Source organism: Brenneria corticis (genome assembly GCF_003115855.1).
In the GTDB taxonomy this organism is placed as follows: Bacteria; Pseudomonadota; Gammaproteobacteria; order Enterobacterales; family Enterobacteriaceae; genus Brenneria; species Brenneria corticis.
Map to the genome: position 1 here is coordinate 60,907 of NZ_KZ819081.1, position 15,515 is coordinate 76,421.

General features: G+C 60.7%; 10 protein-coding genes. 3 read left to right on the forward strand and 7 right to left on the reverse strand.

What is annotated here, in order from left to right:
• Positions 1-139 precede the first annotated feature (139 nt).
• On the forward strand, positions 140-1,558 hold the full coding sequence (gene ygjG / locus DDT56_RS13285) for a putrescine aminotransferase (RefSeq protein WP_210417024.1): 1,419 nt from the start codon (positions 140-142) through the stop codon (positions 1,556-1,558).
• A 186-nt stretch (positions 1,559-1,744) separates the two neighbouring features.
• Here ygjG and DDT56_RS13290 read toward each other — a convergent pair whose 3' ends face one another.
• On the reverse strand, positions 1,745-3,286 hold the full coding sequence (locus tag DDT56_RS13290; RefSeq protein WP_246856770.1) for a carboxylesterase/lipase family protein: 1,542 nt from the start codon (positions 3,284-3,286) through the stop codon (positions 1,745-1,747).
• A gap of 339 nt (positions 3,287-3,625) precedes the next feature.
• Between DDT56_RS13290 and fusA the strand changes: the two genes are divergently transcribed.
• Together fusA and proP are read left to right on the forward strand one after the other, a co-directional pair.
• Positions 3,626-5,728, forward strand: coding sequence for an elongation factor G (fusA, locus tag DDT56_RS13295; protein WP_136166922.1), 2,103 nt, complete (start codon positions 3,626-3,628; stop codon positions 5,726-5,728).
• Positions 5,729-6,055: 327 nt separating this feature from the next.
• The gene (gene proP / locus DDT56_RS13300; protein ID WP_136166923.1) at positions 6,056-7,558 is read left to right on the forward strand and encodes a glycine betaine/L-proline transporter ProP; all 1,503 of its coding nucleotides are present in this window, start codon (positions 6,056-6,058) and stop codon (positions 7,556-7,558) included.
• A 57-nt stretch (positions 7,559-7,615) separates the two neighbouring features.
• Here the strand turns inward: proP and DDT56_RS13305 are convergent, their stop codons facing one another.
• From DDT56_RS13305 to DDT56_RS13330, 6 genes are all read right to left on the reverse strand, one after another.
• Entirely contained in the window at positions 7,616-9,076 is a 1,461-nt protein-coding gene (locus tag DDT56_RS13305; protein WP_136166924.1) for an AMP nucleosidase, read from the reverse strand.
• Positions 9,077-9,185: 109 nt separating this feature from the next.
• Positions 9,186-10,964, reverse strand: a complete 1,779-nt coding sequence (locus tag DDT56_RS13310) for an ABC transporter permease subunit (protein ID WP_136166925.1) — start codon at positions 10,962-10,964, stop codon at positions 9,186-9,188.
• 16 nt (positions 10,965-10,980) lie between these two features.
• Positions 10,981-12,495: an ABC transporter substrate-binding protein gene (locus DDT56_RS13315; RefSeq protein WP_136166926.1), complete on the reverse strand. Its 1,515-nt coding sequence runs from the start codon at positions 12,493-12,495 to the stop codon at positions 10,981-10,983.
• Positions 12,496-12,508: 13 nt separating this feature from the next.
• Positions 12,509-13,753, reverse strand: coding sequence for an MDR family MFS transporter (locus DDT56_RS13320; RefSeq protein WP_136166927.1), 1,245 nt, complete (start codon positions 13,751-13,753; stop codon positions 12,509-12,511).
• A gap of 13 nt (positions 13,754-13,766) precedes the next feature.
• Positions 13,767-14,576, reverse strand: a complete 810-nt coding sequence (locus tag DDT56_RS13325; protein WP_136166928.1) for an ABC transporter ATP-binding protein — start codon at positions 14,574-14,576, stop codon at positions 13,767-13,769.
• A complete protein-coding gene (locus DDT56_RS13330; protein WP_210417025.1) occupies positions 14,573-15,382 on the reverse strand; it encodes an ATP-binding cassette domain-containing protein in 810 nt (269 codons plus the stop codon). The genes DDT56_RS13325 and DDT56_RS13330 overlap by 4 nt, the downstream gene beginning before the upstream one ends.
• Positions 15,383-15,515: the final 133 nt, after the last annotated feature.

The window sequence follows — 15,515 nt, forward strand, 5'->3', positions numbered from 1 at the left end:
GTTTTCTTTTTCTTTTTATTTCAGTTTTGTATGCCGTGTCAGATTTTAATCTTTTATTGTCGTTTGGGGCGGCGAACTGGCGTGTTCTGTGCATTAATTAAATTGATATCACATGATATCCGTTATCAAGGAGCGCATTTTGTCCAGATCAAAGGCAAACCTCAACCCGCTAGAGTGCACTCAGCAGGCTTTACATTGGATTAAGAGCGAAAAGTTAACTACTGAAGAAATGTCTGCATTAAATCAGGAAGTCTTGAGTTCTTTTCGTGAATACGTCAATCCGGGTTTTCTTGAATATCGAAAATCCGTCACCTCCGGGGGTGAATACGGCGCGGTGGAATGGCGCGCCAGCGGTCCGAATACGCTGGTTGATACCCAGGGAAACGAATATCTGGACTGCCTGGGCGGCTACGGCATCTTCAACGTCGGTCATCGCAATCCCACGGTTATCGCCGCCGTAGAGCAGCAGCTTGCCAAACAACCCTTACACAGTCAGGAACTCCTCGACCCACTGCGCGCCATGTTGGCGAAAACGCTGGCGGCCTTAACGCCCGGCAACCTTAAATACAGTTTTTTCAGCAACAGCGGAACCGAATCGGTTGAAGCGGCGTTGAAGCTGGCCAAGGCTTATCAGTCCCGTCATGGCAAATATACCTTTATCGCCGCCTCGGGCGCGTTTCACGGTAAGTCGCTCGGAGCTCTGTCCGCCACCGCCAAGGCCGAGTTTCGCCGTCCTTTCATGCCGCTGCTGCCTGGTTTCCATCACGTTCCTTTTGGCGATATCAGCGCCATGAGGAAGCAGGTTCATCAATGCCAGAAGACCGGAGACGACGTCGCCGCCATCATCCTTGAACCCATTCAGGGAGAGGGCGGGGTGATCGTACCTCCGGAAAATTACTTACCTGCGGTCAGAGCATTATGCGACGAGGTTGGGGCATTGCTGATTCTGGACGAAGTACAGACCGGCATGGGGCGCACCGGCAAGATGTTCGCCTGTGAACATTATGGCGTTCAGCCCGATATCCTTTGTCTGGCTAAGGCGCTGGGCGGCGGCGTAATGCCAATCGGCGCCACGGTGGCGACGGAAGAGGTGTTCTCGGTGCTGTTTGAAAATCCGTTCCTGCATACCACCACCTTCGGCGGTAACCCGCTGGCCTGTTCGGCGGCGCTGGCCACCATCAATGTTCTGCTGACGGAAAAATTGCCTGAGCAAGCCGCGCAGCAAGGGGACTTTTTACTGCAAGGGCTGAAAGAGCTTGCCGCCGGCTACCCTGAGTTGATTTCCGAAGTACGCGGCCTTGGCTTATTGCAGGCTATCGAGTTCAGGAAAAACGAGATTGGGTATACGTTTGCGAAAGAACTTTTCCATCGTCATATTCTGGTGGCCGGAACGTTGAATAACGCCAAATCGGTGCGCATCGAACCGCCGCTTACCATCACCCGCGAACAGTGCGCTCGCGTACTGAAGGAAGCGGGTGAGGCGTTAAAAAAGCTCAAGGGAACGATGGCGGGAAAAAGCGCGGAGGAGAATAAAATTAAAGAGTATGTGGTTGAGTGACATCGGCGATTCCGCCACGGCAGGTCGCGCTTTGTTAATGTTCTATCAAAAACCAGTCAGCTTTTAATTTGACTGGTTTTTTTATGGCGGGCGTCCTGCCCGCCACCCTCCGGGCCGTCGCAAGCGACGTTGAAAATCGCTCCCGGCGATTTTTTATGGCGGGCGTCCTGCCCGCCGCCAGCAACGTTATTGCTCCGCCAGTTTTTCCACCAGATCCAGGCGCTGCCGCCACGGGTCGGGCTGTTGCGCGGTGTGCTGCGCGCCGTCGGCCGGGACGATCAGAATATTGTCTTTTTGCCGGCTATAGCGCTCCCACTGCGGCAGGTCGGCGCCATCCGGCCGGCCGGTGCGGGCGAAGTTCACCCAGTACTGCTGCGTTTGCCGGGCGACGGCCCGATCGTTCGCCGTGACCTGCTCGCCGTAGCGCGCGGTCAGCGTATTAAACACGTAAGGGATCTCGCTGGCATGCACCGCCCCCTGCCATTGATCGCGCATACTGTCCGCCACATAGCCAAAACGGTACTGCCAGGCCGGAATCCCGGCCTTGTCCCAGATACGGGCGACGAAGCGAGCCGGCTCCACCATAAAGCCGTCGCTGGAAATCGCCATGGCCACGGCCTGAGGCGACAAGCCCCGATAAGCCTGTTTGGCCTGCCGACGATCGGCGGCGGCAAAAACCGCCACCGCCTCATCAAGGGTTTCCGCCTTGGGGGGGAAGCCGATATCGGCGTCGGTGGCGCCGACCAGCAGCGGGATGCGCTGGAAGGCGCCCTGACGATACAGATCCTGTGGTTCGCCGACGATCAGTCTGCCATCGATCATCGGGCCGGAATAATCCGCCGGACTTATCGCCATATTCAGACCGTTGACCACCTTATCCGCCGGAATGTCGCGTAACGCCGCCAGGGCGTTTTCATCTTTTCCGCTGATGCCGTTGGCCTGCGCAAACGCCAGCCCGGCCTGCTCCGCCCTGGGCCAATCCTGTGCGATGGCCAGGTTATGTCTGCCGCCGCCGGATTGAATAATGGCCTTGTGAAACAGCCCCTGCGCCAAATTGCTGGTGAGCAGTGAATGGATGGCGAACCCGCCGGCGGATTCGCCGAACAGCGTCACATTTTGCGCATCGCCATTAAATGCCGCGATATTTTTTTGTACCCATTTCAGCGCCGCAATCTGATCCATTAATCCGTAATTGCCGCGCAGCGGCTGGTCCGCCAATGCGGGATGGGCAAAGAAACCAAAACGGCCGACGCGGTAGTTGAAACTGACGAACACCACCCCCTGACGGGCGAATTCTTCGCCTGAATAGACCTCCGGCGACGAACCGCCGTTGACGAACCCGCCGCCGTAGATCCACACCATCACCGGCAGGGGGCCGCGGGCGTCGGCCGGACGCCACACGTTGACGGTCAGGCAGTCTTCGCTAAAGCCGACGCCGAGCGGGGCGGCATCGCCGGGAAAGGGTTCCTGCATGCAATCCTTGCCGTACGCCACGGCCGGGCGAACGCCCGTCCAGCGAGGCGCCGGCTGCGGCGGCTGCCAGCGCAGCTCGCCCAGGGGCGGCGCGGCGTAAGGCACGCCTTTAAAGGCGTCGACGCCTTGTCGCGTGGTTCCGGCGATGCCGCCGCCGTCCAGTGCGACCCGCGGTCCGTCGGCCGGTACGACGGCCTGGCTGGCGGCAGACAGCAGCAATAATCCGGCCGCGAGCAATTTATCCATTTTATTCATTGGCACTGCTCCTTTGGTGACCAAAATAAATCGTCGGGAATATTTTTTAACGCCGATATAGAAAGTTTGCATTGATATGACAACGGTCATGGGCAGTATATGTGACGGAAATCAAAACCAGAGTACGCATAACCGGCGCATTTTTTCAGCAAAAATCTCTCGATCGGCAATAATGTAGCGGTACGGCCTTTCATTCATATCATCAGGAATACCGATTGAATAAAATGTTCGAATATACTCGTACATTTGTACTATACTGTTCGCCGATATCAGATCGAGTTCTGCCGCAGACAGTTAACTGCCAGCCCCAGAATTAGTTTAACTAATTAAGGATGTTATATGGCTCGCATCACCCCCATTGAACGCTATCGCAATATTGGCATTTCCGCCCACATTGATGCCGGTAAAACCACCACGACGGAACGCATCCTGTTTTACACCGGGGTGAGTCACAAGATGGGCGAAGTCCACGATGGCGCGGCGACCACCGACTGGATGGCGCAGGAACAGGAACGCGGCATAACCATTACCTCCGCGGCGGTAACCTGTTTCTGGCAGGGGATGGAGAACCGCTATCCCCGGCATCATATCAATATTATCGATACCCCCGGACACGTGGATTTCACCATTGAGGTCGAGCGCTCGATGCGCGTGCTGGACGGCGCGGTAATGGTGTATGACTCGGTCGGCGGCGTGCAGCCGCAGTCGGAAACGGTCTGGCGCCAGGCGAATAAATATCAGGTGCCGCGGTTGGCGTTCGTCAACAAAATGGACCGCCCCGGCGCCGACTATTTCCGCGTTCGTCAGATGATGATCGATCGGCTGAAAGCCAATCCGGTGCCGATAGTCATCCCGATAGGCAGCGAAGAACACTTTATCGGCGTGATCGACCTGATCAAAATGCGCGCCATTATCTGGGACGACGCCACGCAGGGGATGACCTTCAGCTATGAGGCCGTCCCGGAGCACCTGCTGGCGACGGCGCAGGAGTGGCGGGACAATATGGTCACGGCGGCGGCGGAAGCGACGGACGAGCTGATGACCCGATACCTGAACGGCGAGGCGCTGAGCGAAGAGGAGATTACCCTCGGCCTGCGTATCCGCACCATTGCGGGCGAGATTCAGCCGATGCTGTGCGGCAGCGCGTTTAAAAACAAAGGGGTACAGCGCATGCTGGACGCCATCATCGAGCTGATGCCGTCGCCGCTGGATATTCCGCCGGTCAGCGGTATTGATGAAAAAGGCAATCAGACGGTGCGTCACGCCGACGACGACGATAAGTTCGCGGCGCTGGCGTTCAAGCTGATGACCGACTCCTACGTCGGCCAGTTGACGTTTGTGCGGGTCTATTCCGGCGTGCTGCGCAAGGGCGACAGCGTTTACAACCCGATCAAGGGCAAAAAGGAGCGTATCGGGCGTATCGTCCAGATGCACGCCAATGCGCGCCACGAAGTGGATGAAATCCGCGCCGGGGACATCGCCGCCTGCGTCGGTCTGAAGGAGGTGACCACCGGGGAAACCCTGTGCGACCCGGATGCCGTGCTGACGCTGGAACAGATGACCTTCCCCGAGCCGGTGATTTCGCTGGCTATCGAGCCGAAAACCAAGGCCGATCAGGAAAGAATGGGCATCGCCCTGCAGCGGCTGGCGTCGGAAGATCCGTCGTTCCGCCTCAAAACCGACGAGGAGTCCGGGCAGACGATTATTTCCGGCATGGGCGAGCTGCATCTGGAGATCATCGTCGACCGCATGAAGCGCGAATTCGGCGTGGCGGCCAATATCGGCAGGCCGCAGGTCACCTATCGTGAAACCATCCGCAGCAAGGTGACGGACGTGGAAGGGAAGTTTGTCCGTCAGTCCGGCGGTAAGGGCCAGTACGGCCACGTGGTGCTGACGGTTGAGCCGCAGGAAGCGGGCAAAGGCTTCGCCTTCGAGGATGCCACCAAGGGCGGGGTGGTGCCGCGTGAATTTATTCCGTCGGTGGAAAAGGGCGTGCGCGAAGCGATGACGACCGGGGTGCTGGCGGGTTACCCGATCGTCGACGTCAAGGTCACGCTGACTTTCGGCTCCTACCATGAGGTGGACTCCTCGGAAATGGCCTTCAAGATGGCGGCGATTTTCGGCTTCCGCGAGGCGATAAAACGCGCCAATCCGGTGATCCTGGAGCCGGTCATGAAGGTGGAGGTTGAAACGCCGGAAGAGTACGCCGGCAGCGTCATGGGGGATCTGTCTTCCCGCCGCGGTCTGGTGCAGGGCATGGAAGAGATGATCGCCGGGCGGATTATCCGCGCCGAGGTGCCGCTATCCGAGATGTTCGGCTACTCCACCGCGTTGCGCTCGATGTCTCAGGGACGGGCGACCTATACCATGGAGTTCCGGCACTACGTGGAAGCGCCGCGCAATGTGACGGAAGAGATCATCGCGGCGCGCCGCTCGCGCTAAATAACGGCCAGCCGGCTTCCCTCCGGTCAGGGGGGAAGCCGCATAAGGATCGTTCCAGCGCCGGACGCCAACCTCGTTCCCGCATTACCCCCGATTGTGTTACTATAACGTTATTCAGTACTTCGCAATTCCGTCATTTCAAATATGAAATTACTGCTCTGTTATTTATCCCGCAAAATAATCGCCAGGCCGTTTTCAACCGCCGCGAGTAACACAGGCGTCATTTTTGAAATATCCTATAATCAAATGATTTTGGGAAAGGATTGTTGCAATCGTTTATCGCTATCGTCAGGTGAACGGTTGTTTTTTAAACAAATGGAGTCATAAATGGTATTAAAAAAGAAACGTCGTGTGCCCATGAAAATACAGGACATTACGATAATTGACGACGTCAAGCTTAAAAAGGCCATTACGGCCGCGGCGCTTGGCAATGCGATGGAATGGTTCGATTTCGGCGTTTATGGTTTTGTTGCTTATGCGCTCGGACGGGTATTTTTCCCCGGAGCGGATCCCGGCGTGCAAATGATTGCCGCGCTGGCGACCTTTTCGGTTCCTTTTCTTGTCAGGCCGTTGGGCGGCGTATTTTTTGGCGCCATGGGCGATAAATTCGGTCGCCAGAAAGTGTTGTCGGTAACCATTATTATTATGGCGGTCAGCACGTTCTGTATTGGTTTGATCCCGTCCTATGCATCAATAGGTATCTGGGCGCCGATATTATTGCTGCTGGCGAAATTGGCGCAGGGTTTTTCCGTCGGCGGGGAATATACCGGCGCGGCGATATTCGTTGCCGAATATTCACCGGACAGAAAGCGCGGCTTTTTAGGCAGTTGGCTTGATTTTGGCTCGATCGCCGGCTTTGTTTTAGGGGCGGGCGTAGTGGTGCTGATTTCGTCGATTGTCGGCGAAGCGGACTTCCTCGAATGGGGATGGCGTATTCCGTTCTTTATCGCCGGTCCTCTGGGACTGATCGGGATCTATTTGCGCCATGCGCTGGAGGAAACTCCGGCCTTTCAACAACATGTCGATAAACTGGATAAAGACTCGAAAGACAGCCTGCAGTCGGCGCCCAAAGTGTCATTCAGGGAGATTGCCACCAAACAGTGGCGGGGTTTACTGATGTGCGTCGGCGTGGTTATTGTCACCAACGTCACCTACTATATGTTGCTGACCTATATGCCGAGCTACCTGTCGCACAGCCTGCATTATTCGGAAGATCATGGCGTAATGATTATTATCGCCGTGATGCTCGGTATGTTATTTGTCCAGCCGGTAATGGGATTAATGAGCGACAGATTCGGACGTAAGCCGTTTATTATTTGCGGCAGCATCGGTCTTTTTCTTTTATCCATCCCCAGTTTCATTCTTATTAACAGCGGCGTGATTGGCCTTATTTTTTGCGGACTGCTGATTCTGGCCGTGCTGCTTAATTCTTTTACCGGCGTGATGGCGTCTATTTTACCCGCGCTGTTCCCGACGCATATCCGTTACAGCGCGTTGGCGATATCGTTCAATATATCCGTTCTGGTTGCCGGCTTTACGCCGACGGCGGCGGCATGGCTGGTTGAATCAACGGGCAATCTTTATATGCCGGCCTATTATTTGATGGTGATTGCCGTCATCGGGCTGGTCACCGGGATAGCAATGAAAGAAACGGCTAACCGGCCGTTAAAAGGCGCCACGCCGGCGGCTTCCGACCGGGCCGAAGCGAAAGAGCTGTTGCAGGAGCAATACGACAATATCGAGCAAAAAATCGAAGATATTGACGAGCAAATCGCCGAGCTGCAGAAGAAAAGAAGAAGCCTGATCGACCAGCACCCGGAAATCAATTAGGGCGCAGACGCCGGCATTGCATCTGATAAAGATGCAATGCTGGCGGTAAACCATGGCCTACCGGAACGGCGGCTCGTTGAAGGTGCGCAGTTTGCGGGAATGCAGGCGATCGCCTTCGGCGCGCAGCAGGTCGATGGCGCAGATGCCGATTTGCAGATGCTCCGAAATGGCGCCCTCATAGAAGCGATTGGCCTGGCCGGGCAGCTTGATTTCACCGTGCAGCGGCTTGTCGGAGACGCAGAGCAGCGTGCCGTAAGGCACCCGGAAACGATAACCCTGCGCGGCGATGGTCGCGCTTTCCATATCCACGGCCACCGCGCGGCTGAGATTAAAGCGCAGCGCGGAGGCCGAATATCTCAACTCCCAATTGCGATCGTCGGTGGTGACCACCGTACCGGTGCGCAGACGCTGTTTCACTTCCTCGCCGGGCATACCGCTCACCGTTTTGGTGGCGTCATAAAGGGCGCGCTGAACTTCGGCGATGCTGGGGATCGGAATATCCGGCGGCAGCACCGAATCAAGAACGTGGTCGTCGCGCAGATAGGCGTGAGCCAGCACGTAATCGCCAATCGTCTGGCTTTCGCGCAGGCCGCCGCAGTGGCCGATCATCAGCCAGGCGTGCGGCCGCAGCACCGCGAGGTGATCGCAAATGGTTTTGGCATTGGACGGGCCGACGCCGATATTCACCAGGGTAATGCCTTTGCCGTTGCGCGAAATCAGGTGGTAAGCCGGCATCTGGTGGTTTTTCCATGCGAGGTCGGAAACGGAGCGTTCGGGATTGGCGGTCGCCGAGGTAATAGAGACGCCGCCGGCGCAGGACAGGGATTCATACGGGCTGTGCGGATCGGCGATCTGGTCGCAGGACCAGCGCACGAATTCATCCACGTAGCGGGTATAGTTGGTGAAAAGAACGAACGGCTGAAAATGCTCCACCGCCGTGCCGGTATAGTGGCGCAGCCGCGCCAGGGAGAAGTCGGTCCTCAGCGCGTCAAAATGCGACAGCGGCGAGGTGGTGGTGGCGTGGAATAATCCGTCGGCGGTTTCATCGCCGATTTGCGACAGCTCGGTGGTGGGAAAATGCCGGGCGATCCCGGCGCTCATCGAACGGTCGAGAATAAGATCGGAACCGTCCAGCACGTAGGGGAAAGGAATTTCCTGATGGGACGGCGCCACTTCAATGCTGGCGGCGTACTCCCCCTCAAGCAGGGTCAGCTGTTCGGTCAGATAGTGATGGAAAAAACGCGGGCGGGTGATGGTGGTGGTGTAGCTGCCGGGCCGCGTAAAACGCCCATACGCCCGGTGTTTCGGATGGCCCGTCGCCACGCCGTCCCATTTGACGCGCAGCTCCGGATAGGCGAAGAGCCCCGCGGCGCGCGCCTGCGCGTCCGGCAATTTCCCCTGGGTGATAAAATCTTCAATCGCGTCGCGCAGTGCCGAAACCGCGCCGTCGTACAACGCTTCCAGTTTATCAAGCGCCTCAGCGGCGGTGAGCCTTGTGCTGGATCCGTTGTTGCCCATATTTTTTCTCCGTCTCTGTTCTCAATGCTTCAGCGCTGAATAGGCTGAAGCGGTTAGCCCGTTAATCAACAGGCTAGCCGAAAACAGGCGCAAAAACGACTCTTCCGGTTCAGCGTTTTCCCCGTCCGGACAGATTGGCCGCGCTGACCGCCAGCACCGACAGCACGGCCAACGCCGCCGCGGGCGCCAGCACCCCCCAGAATGCCCGTTCGATATAGGGCATGCCTTCCGCCAGCACGCGCCCCCATTCCGGGGTCGGCGGCGAGGCGCCCAATCCCAGAAATCCCAGCGAGGCCAGCGCCAGCGCGATACCGGGCAGGCGCAGCATGGCATGGCGGAACAGCGGCCCGGCCAGCGCCGGCAAGACGTAAAACAGACTGCGGCGCACCGGGCCGACGCCGATTACCGGCAATATGCGAACATAGGGACGCGCCGCGATTTCGGCGACCAGCGCCGCGGTGTGCGCCGCCAGCGGCGCCCAACTGACGGCGATGACCGCAAGAGCCGCCCCCGTCGAGCTCGGGCCGTTGATGGCCGCCACCAGCAGGCCGGCGATAACCGGGGGCAGAGCGTTGGCCACTTCTATCGGGCCGGTGCACAGGCGGGGAAACAGACCGATAAACAGGCCGATGACCAGACAGGCCAGCGATACCGCCAACGCCAGCAGGCAGGTGTGCAGCGTGCCGTGGGCGACGCGGGCCAGCAGGTCGCGCCCCATGGCGTCCGCGCCGAACGGCAGCGCAAAAGAGGGCGCCTGCAGACGCAAAAAGGCGGAGCTATAGGGATCGCGCGGCAGCCCGGCGATCAACAGCAGCGCTAAAAGCAACAGGCAGAGCAGCGGCAGCCAGACGGCGTAACGCGACGCCGTCACCTGGTTTTCTTGCGGCACCGGCATGGCGCCGTTGCGCAGCGCGCGGCCGAGGATCAGCAGCCGTACGCCGGCGGCGGCCATGCCGGCGAGTGAGGCGATAGCGAGTAAAATAAGCACGCCGGTCTGCAGCGCGGGCAGATCCTGCGCCGCCGCCGCCCCCAGCGTGGCCCGGCCCAGGCCCGGTATGGCGAAAACCTTTTCCACCGCTATCGCGCCGCCGGTCAGTGAAACCAGCACCAGCCCCACCAGCGGCATCACCCCCGGCAGGGTGCGTTTCAGCACGGCCAGCGCAATGTGGCGGCGGCCGACGCCCGCCACGCTCCAGGTCATCAGCCAGTTTTCGCTGAAGGTGGCCGACAGCGCGTCGGCGATAATCCGCCCCAGGTAGCCGCCGGCGGGAATGCCCAGCGCCAGCGACGGCAACACCGCATAGTGCAACCCCTGCCAGCCGTAGGGCGGAAACCATTTCAGCCACACCGCGCCGACAATCAGTAAAAACGACGCCAGCAGAAATTCCGGCAGCGCGGTGAACATGGCGGCGAACAGGCCGTTGGAGCGGCGGATGCGGCCGTGCAATCCCTGGATAAACGTGGGGGCGCACAGCAGCGCCGCCAGCGAAAAGGCGACCAGCGCCGCCGAGGCCATCAACGTCAGCGAGACGCCCGCCGCCTGCAACATTCCCGGCAATACCGGCCGGCCGGATACCCACGAAGAACCGGCGTCGCCATGCAGCAGTCCGCCGAGCCAGTTGGCCAGCAGCCGCAGCGGCCCCTGATCCAGCCCCAGCGACTGGCGGATCGCATTCAGCGTTTCCGCCGTGGCTTCCTGGTCGCCGGAACGGGCGCGCAGCAGCGCCAGCGCCGGATCCTGACCGGATAACCAGGGCAGGACGCCAATCAGCGCGACGATGCCCGCCAGCGTCAGCAGGCGGGAAAAAAACGGTATCAGCATGCCGTAGCGCGGGTGGCGCATGCGGCTGACGCCGGCGCAGGTGCGGCAATAGACTTGCTCACTCATGACCCTGTTTTACCCGTTACTCGGTTTTGGCCGCCGCATCGATGCGGGTGGCATTGTTGATCAAGGCGCGTTCGCGCGGGTCGCGCAGCGCATCCTTCACCCGCGCGCTTTCCCCCTGAATAACCCGTTCGTGCAGCAGCGGAATGGCGGCGTCGCTGGCCAGAATCAGATTTTCCGCCCGCATAATCGCCCGGCGCCGTTGATCGCCGGCCGGGATGGCTGCCGCCTGTTGCAGGGCGCCATCGATTTCCGGACGGCAAAGCTGGGAAATATTGAAAGATCCCTCGCAGGCGAAGTCGCTGTAGAGGTAGGCGACGGGATCGCCGGAATCCAGCACCGTGGCGCGCGACAAAATAAAGGCGTCGAATTTGCCCGCCAGTGCATCGGACTCGATCTGAGAATATTCGCGCACCACCTGTTTTACCGTAAAACCGGCGGCGGTGAGCTGCTGCGCCAGATAGACCGCCACTTCCGGCAGTTCGGCGCGGTCGCTGAAGGTCGCCAGCGTGATGCTAACGCCGTCGGGCGCCGCGGCCGTTACCGGGTCGGCGACGGGCTGGCGCAGCTCGGCGGCCCAGGGCAGCACCGGGCCGAGCAATCCCTGCGCCGCGTCGGCGCGTTTCTCGTACACGTTGTCCACCAGCTGCCGGCGGTTGACGGCGTCGCGCACCGCCGCGCGCAGCGCCGGATCTTTCATCGGCCCCAGGCGGGTATTGAGATAGAGGGTATTGGTGCGCGGCATCGGCACTTCATGCACCAGGTTTTGATCCAGCAGCGGCGCTTGGGATACCGGGATCGCTTCAACGATATCCGCCGCGCCGGTGCGCAGCGCGGCGGCGCGGGCCGGGCCGTCCGGCACAAAGCTGACGTCAATGCCGCTTGCCTGCGCCTTTTCCCCCCAGTAGCCGTCGAATCTGTCCAACGTGGCGCCGCTGGTGCCGTTGACGCTGCGCAGCACAAAAGGACCGCTGCCGGTATTTTGCGGGTTGACCACGCCGTTTTCGCCGTAAGCGCCGGCGGACAGAATAGCCAGTTGCGGACTGGAGAGCCGCTGGGGCAGCAGCGGATCCGGCTGGGCGGTTGAAACCAGCACCGCGCCGTCGCCCTCGGCGACCGCGCTCAGCTGCACGCCGTCGAGAATACGCGGTTTGGGCGCGGCGGTGGCGGCCACCGTCAGCGCGTTGACCACGGTCGCCGCGTTTAGCTCGGCGTCGTCGTGGAAACGCACGTTCGGACGCAGTTCAAAACGCCAGGTATGGTCGTCGATTTGTCGCCAGCGGGTCGCCAGGGCGGGCTGCGCTTCGCCCAGCGCGTCCAGCACCACCAGCGTTTCCGCCGTGCTCCAGCGCGACAGCTTGAAGGCGTCGTCGCTCAGCGGCGTCAGGCCGGAGCGCGGCGGTTGCAGCATCGCCAGTTTCAGGCGGCCGCAGTTATCGGCGGCGGATTTTTCCTCCGCTTCGTTGAAGCAGCCGGAAAGCAGTAGGGCGGCGCAAAGCAGGCCGTAAACGGGACGGAAAGAGCGTACGCGCATCGGACGGTCCTTATCAATTTTGAGGGGAAAGGGTGTTAAACGGGCGGCAAATCAGCACCATCGCCAGCGAACTGCACAATGGAACCGCAGCCAGCATCAGCCAGGGAACCGCCGCCTGCGGCGAGGGCGTCAACGCCTGGTCGAGCAGGTCGCCCAGCAGGAAATTGCCCACCAGCACCGCCAGCCCGCCCATGGACGCCAGCGCGCCGTAGTGCGCGCCGAGGTTATGGTTATTGGCGAAGTGGGGGATAAGGTCCATGCCGACGGGAACGATCAGCATCTGTCCCAGCGTCAGCAGGGTAATCAGGGAGACGGCGGGCAGTAAGCGCAGCCAGCCTTGCGCCGGAACGCCGGGGGCGAACAGCGCCACGCTGACGAAAGAGGCTGCCAGCAGGGCGAACCCCAGCGGCAGCATGCGGGCGGCGCCGTGGCGGCGGGCAAAACGCGCCAGCGGCAGTTGCAGGCTAATCACCAGCAGCGAGGCCAGCACAAACAGCGGACCGAGGTCTTTTTCGCTGCCGCCGGCGCGGTGCAGCTCCACCGGCAGCGCCAGATAGAGCTGGTTATAACTGAACAGGTAAGCGCTGTAGGCGATGATAAACGCCACGAAACGGCGCTGACGGAAAGTTTGCCACCAGGGGGCGATCTGTAGGGCGGTTTGGTTGCGCGGCGTGGCGGGCAGGCTGAAAAACAGCACCAGCAGCGCCAGTAAAAATACCGCCGCGCCGGCCAGCGCCACCCGCTGAAAGCCGAATCCGGCCAGCAGCGAACCGAGCAGCGGCCCGAGCACCGCGCCCAGCTCGCCGCAGATGGCGAACAGCGCGAACCATTCCGACCGGCTACGTTTCCCCTGTTTTTCGCTGTGCGTCCCGGCCTGCGCCATCAGCGCTTCAATGGCCGGCGAGAACAGGGCGCCGCCGACGCCGGTCAGACAGGCGCCGAGGATAATCGGCCAGAGCGAATCGGCCAGCGCCAGCAGCAGGTAGCCGGCAATGCGCACCACGCAGCCGCAGAGAATGATGCCGCGCGCGCCGAAGCGATCGGCCAGCGCGCCGCCGACCAGAAACATGCCCTGCTGCGAAAAGGTTCTTAAGCCGATGACCAGCCCGATCGCCCAGCCGGAAAGCAGCATATCGTCACGTAGAAAGATGGCCAGAAAAGGCACCACGGCATAGAAGCCGATGTTGAAAACCAGCTGGCTGCCCAGCAATAAGGGCGGGTAGGGCCGCGGTGCGCGATCGGCGCTGAGGTCTGACATAGAGATTATCCGTTCAAAGAGGTAAAGAAGGGATGGCTTGCAATAACCGGCGAGTATGCCGGTGCCGTGGCGACGCCAGCACCTCGGCCGTGGGACGATCTTCGATAATGCGCCCATCGTCCATGACCAGCATGCGTTCGCACAAACCGGCGATTATTGAAATGTCATGCGACACCATCAGCAATCCCATATTATTTTGCGACGTAACCTGCTGTAGCAGGGTTTTGATCTGTTCGCGCAGCGGTAAATCCAGTCCGCTGATCGGCTCGTCGGCCAGTAAAAAATCGGGGCGCGTCACCAGGGCGCGGGCCATGGCGACGCGCTGGGCCTGCCCGCCCGACAGCAGCCCGGCGGGTTGCTCCAGCAGGCGGACGCTCAGGCCGACCTGATCCAGCGCTTCCCGTACCGCCGACGCGATATTTTCGCCGCTGCGCAGGCGCTTCAAGGGTTCCGCAATCAGCGCGGCGACGCGCTGGCGCGGATCCAGCGAGCCGGCGGGGTCCTGCGGAATATACTGGACGCGGCGGCGATACCACAACAGCGAACGGACGGAACCCGGCCGCACCCGGTGGCCGTCGCAGTGTATCGTGCCGCTGTCCGGCGTGTCCAACGCCAGCAGCGTTTTCAGCAGGGTGGATTTGCCGCAGCCGGATGCGCCCACCAGGCCGACGCGTTCATGGCGTTGCAGCGTGAGCGACAGATCGCGGAAAATGGCCGCGGCGGGGTCGGCCTTTTGCCAGGGGAAACGCGGCGTCTGGCGGTAGCGGCTGACGCCGTCCAGGCTTAAAAACGGGGTGGAAATGGCGTGAAGATGGCGACTCATCCGGCCAGCGCTCCCAATTGCGTGATGGGCAGGGCGGCATCGCCGCGCCGGGCGGCGGCGATCAGGCCGCGGGTATAGGGATGCTGCGGCGCGCTGAGCAGTTGCCGCATATCGCCGGACTCCACCAGGCGGCCGTTTTCCATCACCAGCCCGCGCTGGCAAAGCTGCGCCGCCACGGTGATATCGTGGGTGATAAACAGCAGCGCGGGAGCGTTTTCTTGCGTATACCTTGCCTGTAACACCTGCAAAACCTGCTGCTGGGTAATCACGTCGAGCGCGGTGGTCGGTTCGTCCGCCACCAGCAGGCGGGTGCGTCCCAGCAGCGCCAGGGCGATGCAGATGCGCTGGCGCTGGCCGCCGGACAGCTCGGCGGGAAAGCGTTGCGGCAGGTTGGGGATATCCCCCAGGCCGATGGCGTCGAGCAGCGCGGCCAGTTCGGCCGGCGATGACGCGCCCAGCGCCAGCGACAGCTGTTTACCCAGTTTCATCAGCGGGTTCAGCGCGGTGGCGGAGTCCTGGAATATGGCGGATACGCGGGCGGAGGCCGGGCGGGCGAGCGCCTTGCGGTGGGTGACGTCGACGCCGTTGATTTCGATGGTTCCGCTAATCCGGCAGCCTGCCGGCGGCGTGCCGATGAGCGCTTTGGCGGTAAGCGACTTGCCGCAGCCGGACGCGCCGATCAGACAAACGCTTTCCCCGGCGCGCAGGCGGAAGGTGAGATTGCTGACTTTGCTTTCTGCGCCAATGGACAGGCCAAGGTTGTTCACGTCCAGCACCGTCTCCGCCTGTTTGTCCCTGGTTATCATTACATCGCTGCGCTATGTTGGGTGGTTTGATATGTAATAACATAACAAAACGGGGCGGGGTGATGCAAAGGAAATGTTTCCGGGAGGGGGAAACATTTGGCTGCTTACGGTTTCAGTAGGAGGTCCCCGCCTA

Excerpts from the sequence above, each read along its gene's own strand:
- DDT56_RS13290 (WP_246856770.1), bottom strand. The coding sequence starts at position 3,286 with ATGAATAAAATGGATAAATTGCTCGCGGCCGGATTATTGCTGCTGTCT.
- fusA (WP_136166922.1), top strand. The coding sequence starts at position 3,626 with ATGGCTCGCATCACCCCCATTGAACGCTATCGCAATATTGGCATTTCC.
- proP (WP_136166923.1), top strand. The coding sequence starts at position 6,056 with ATGGTATTAAAAAAGAAACGTCGTGTGCCCATGAAAATACAGGACATT.
- DDT56_RS13305 (WP_136166924.1), bottom strand. The coding sequence starts at position 9,076 with ATGGGCAACAACGGATCCAGCACAAGGCTCACCGCCGCTGAGGCGCTT.
- DDT56_RS13310 (WP_136166925.1), bottom strand. The coding sequence starts at position 10,964 with ATGAGTGAGCAAGTCTATTGCCGCACCTGCGCCGGCGTCAGCCGCATG.
- DDT56_RS13315 (WP_136166926.1), bottom strand. The coding sequence starts at position 12,495 with ATGCGCGTACGCTCTTTCCGTCCCGTTTACGGCCTGCTTTGCGCCGCC.
- DDT56_RS13320 (WP_136166927.1), bottom strand. The coding sequence starts at position 13,753 with ATGTCAGACCTCAGCGCCGATCGCGCACCGCGGCCCTACCCGCCCTTA.
- DDT56_RS13325 (WP_136166928.1), bottom strand. The coding sequence starts at position 14,576 with ATGAGTCGCCATCTTCACGCCATTTCCACCCCGTTTTTAAGCCTGGAC.
- DDT56_RS13330 (WP_210417025.1), bottom strand. The coding sequence starts at position 15,382 with ATGATAACCAGGGACAAACAGGCGGAGACGGTGCTGGACGTGAACAAC.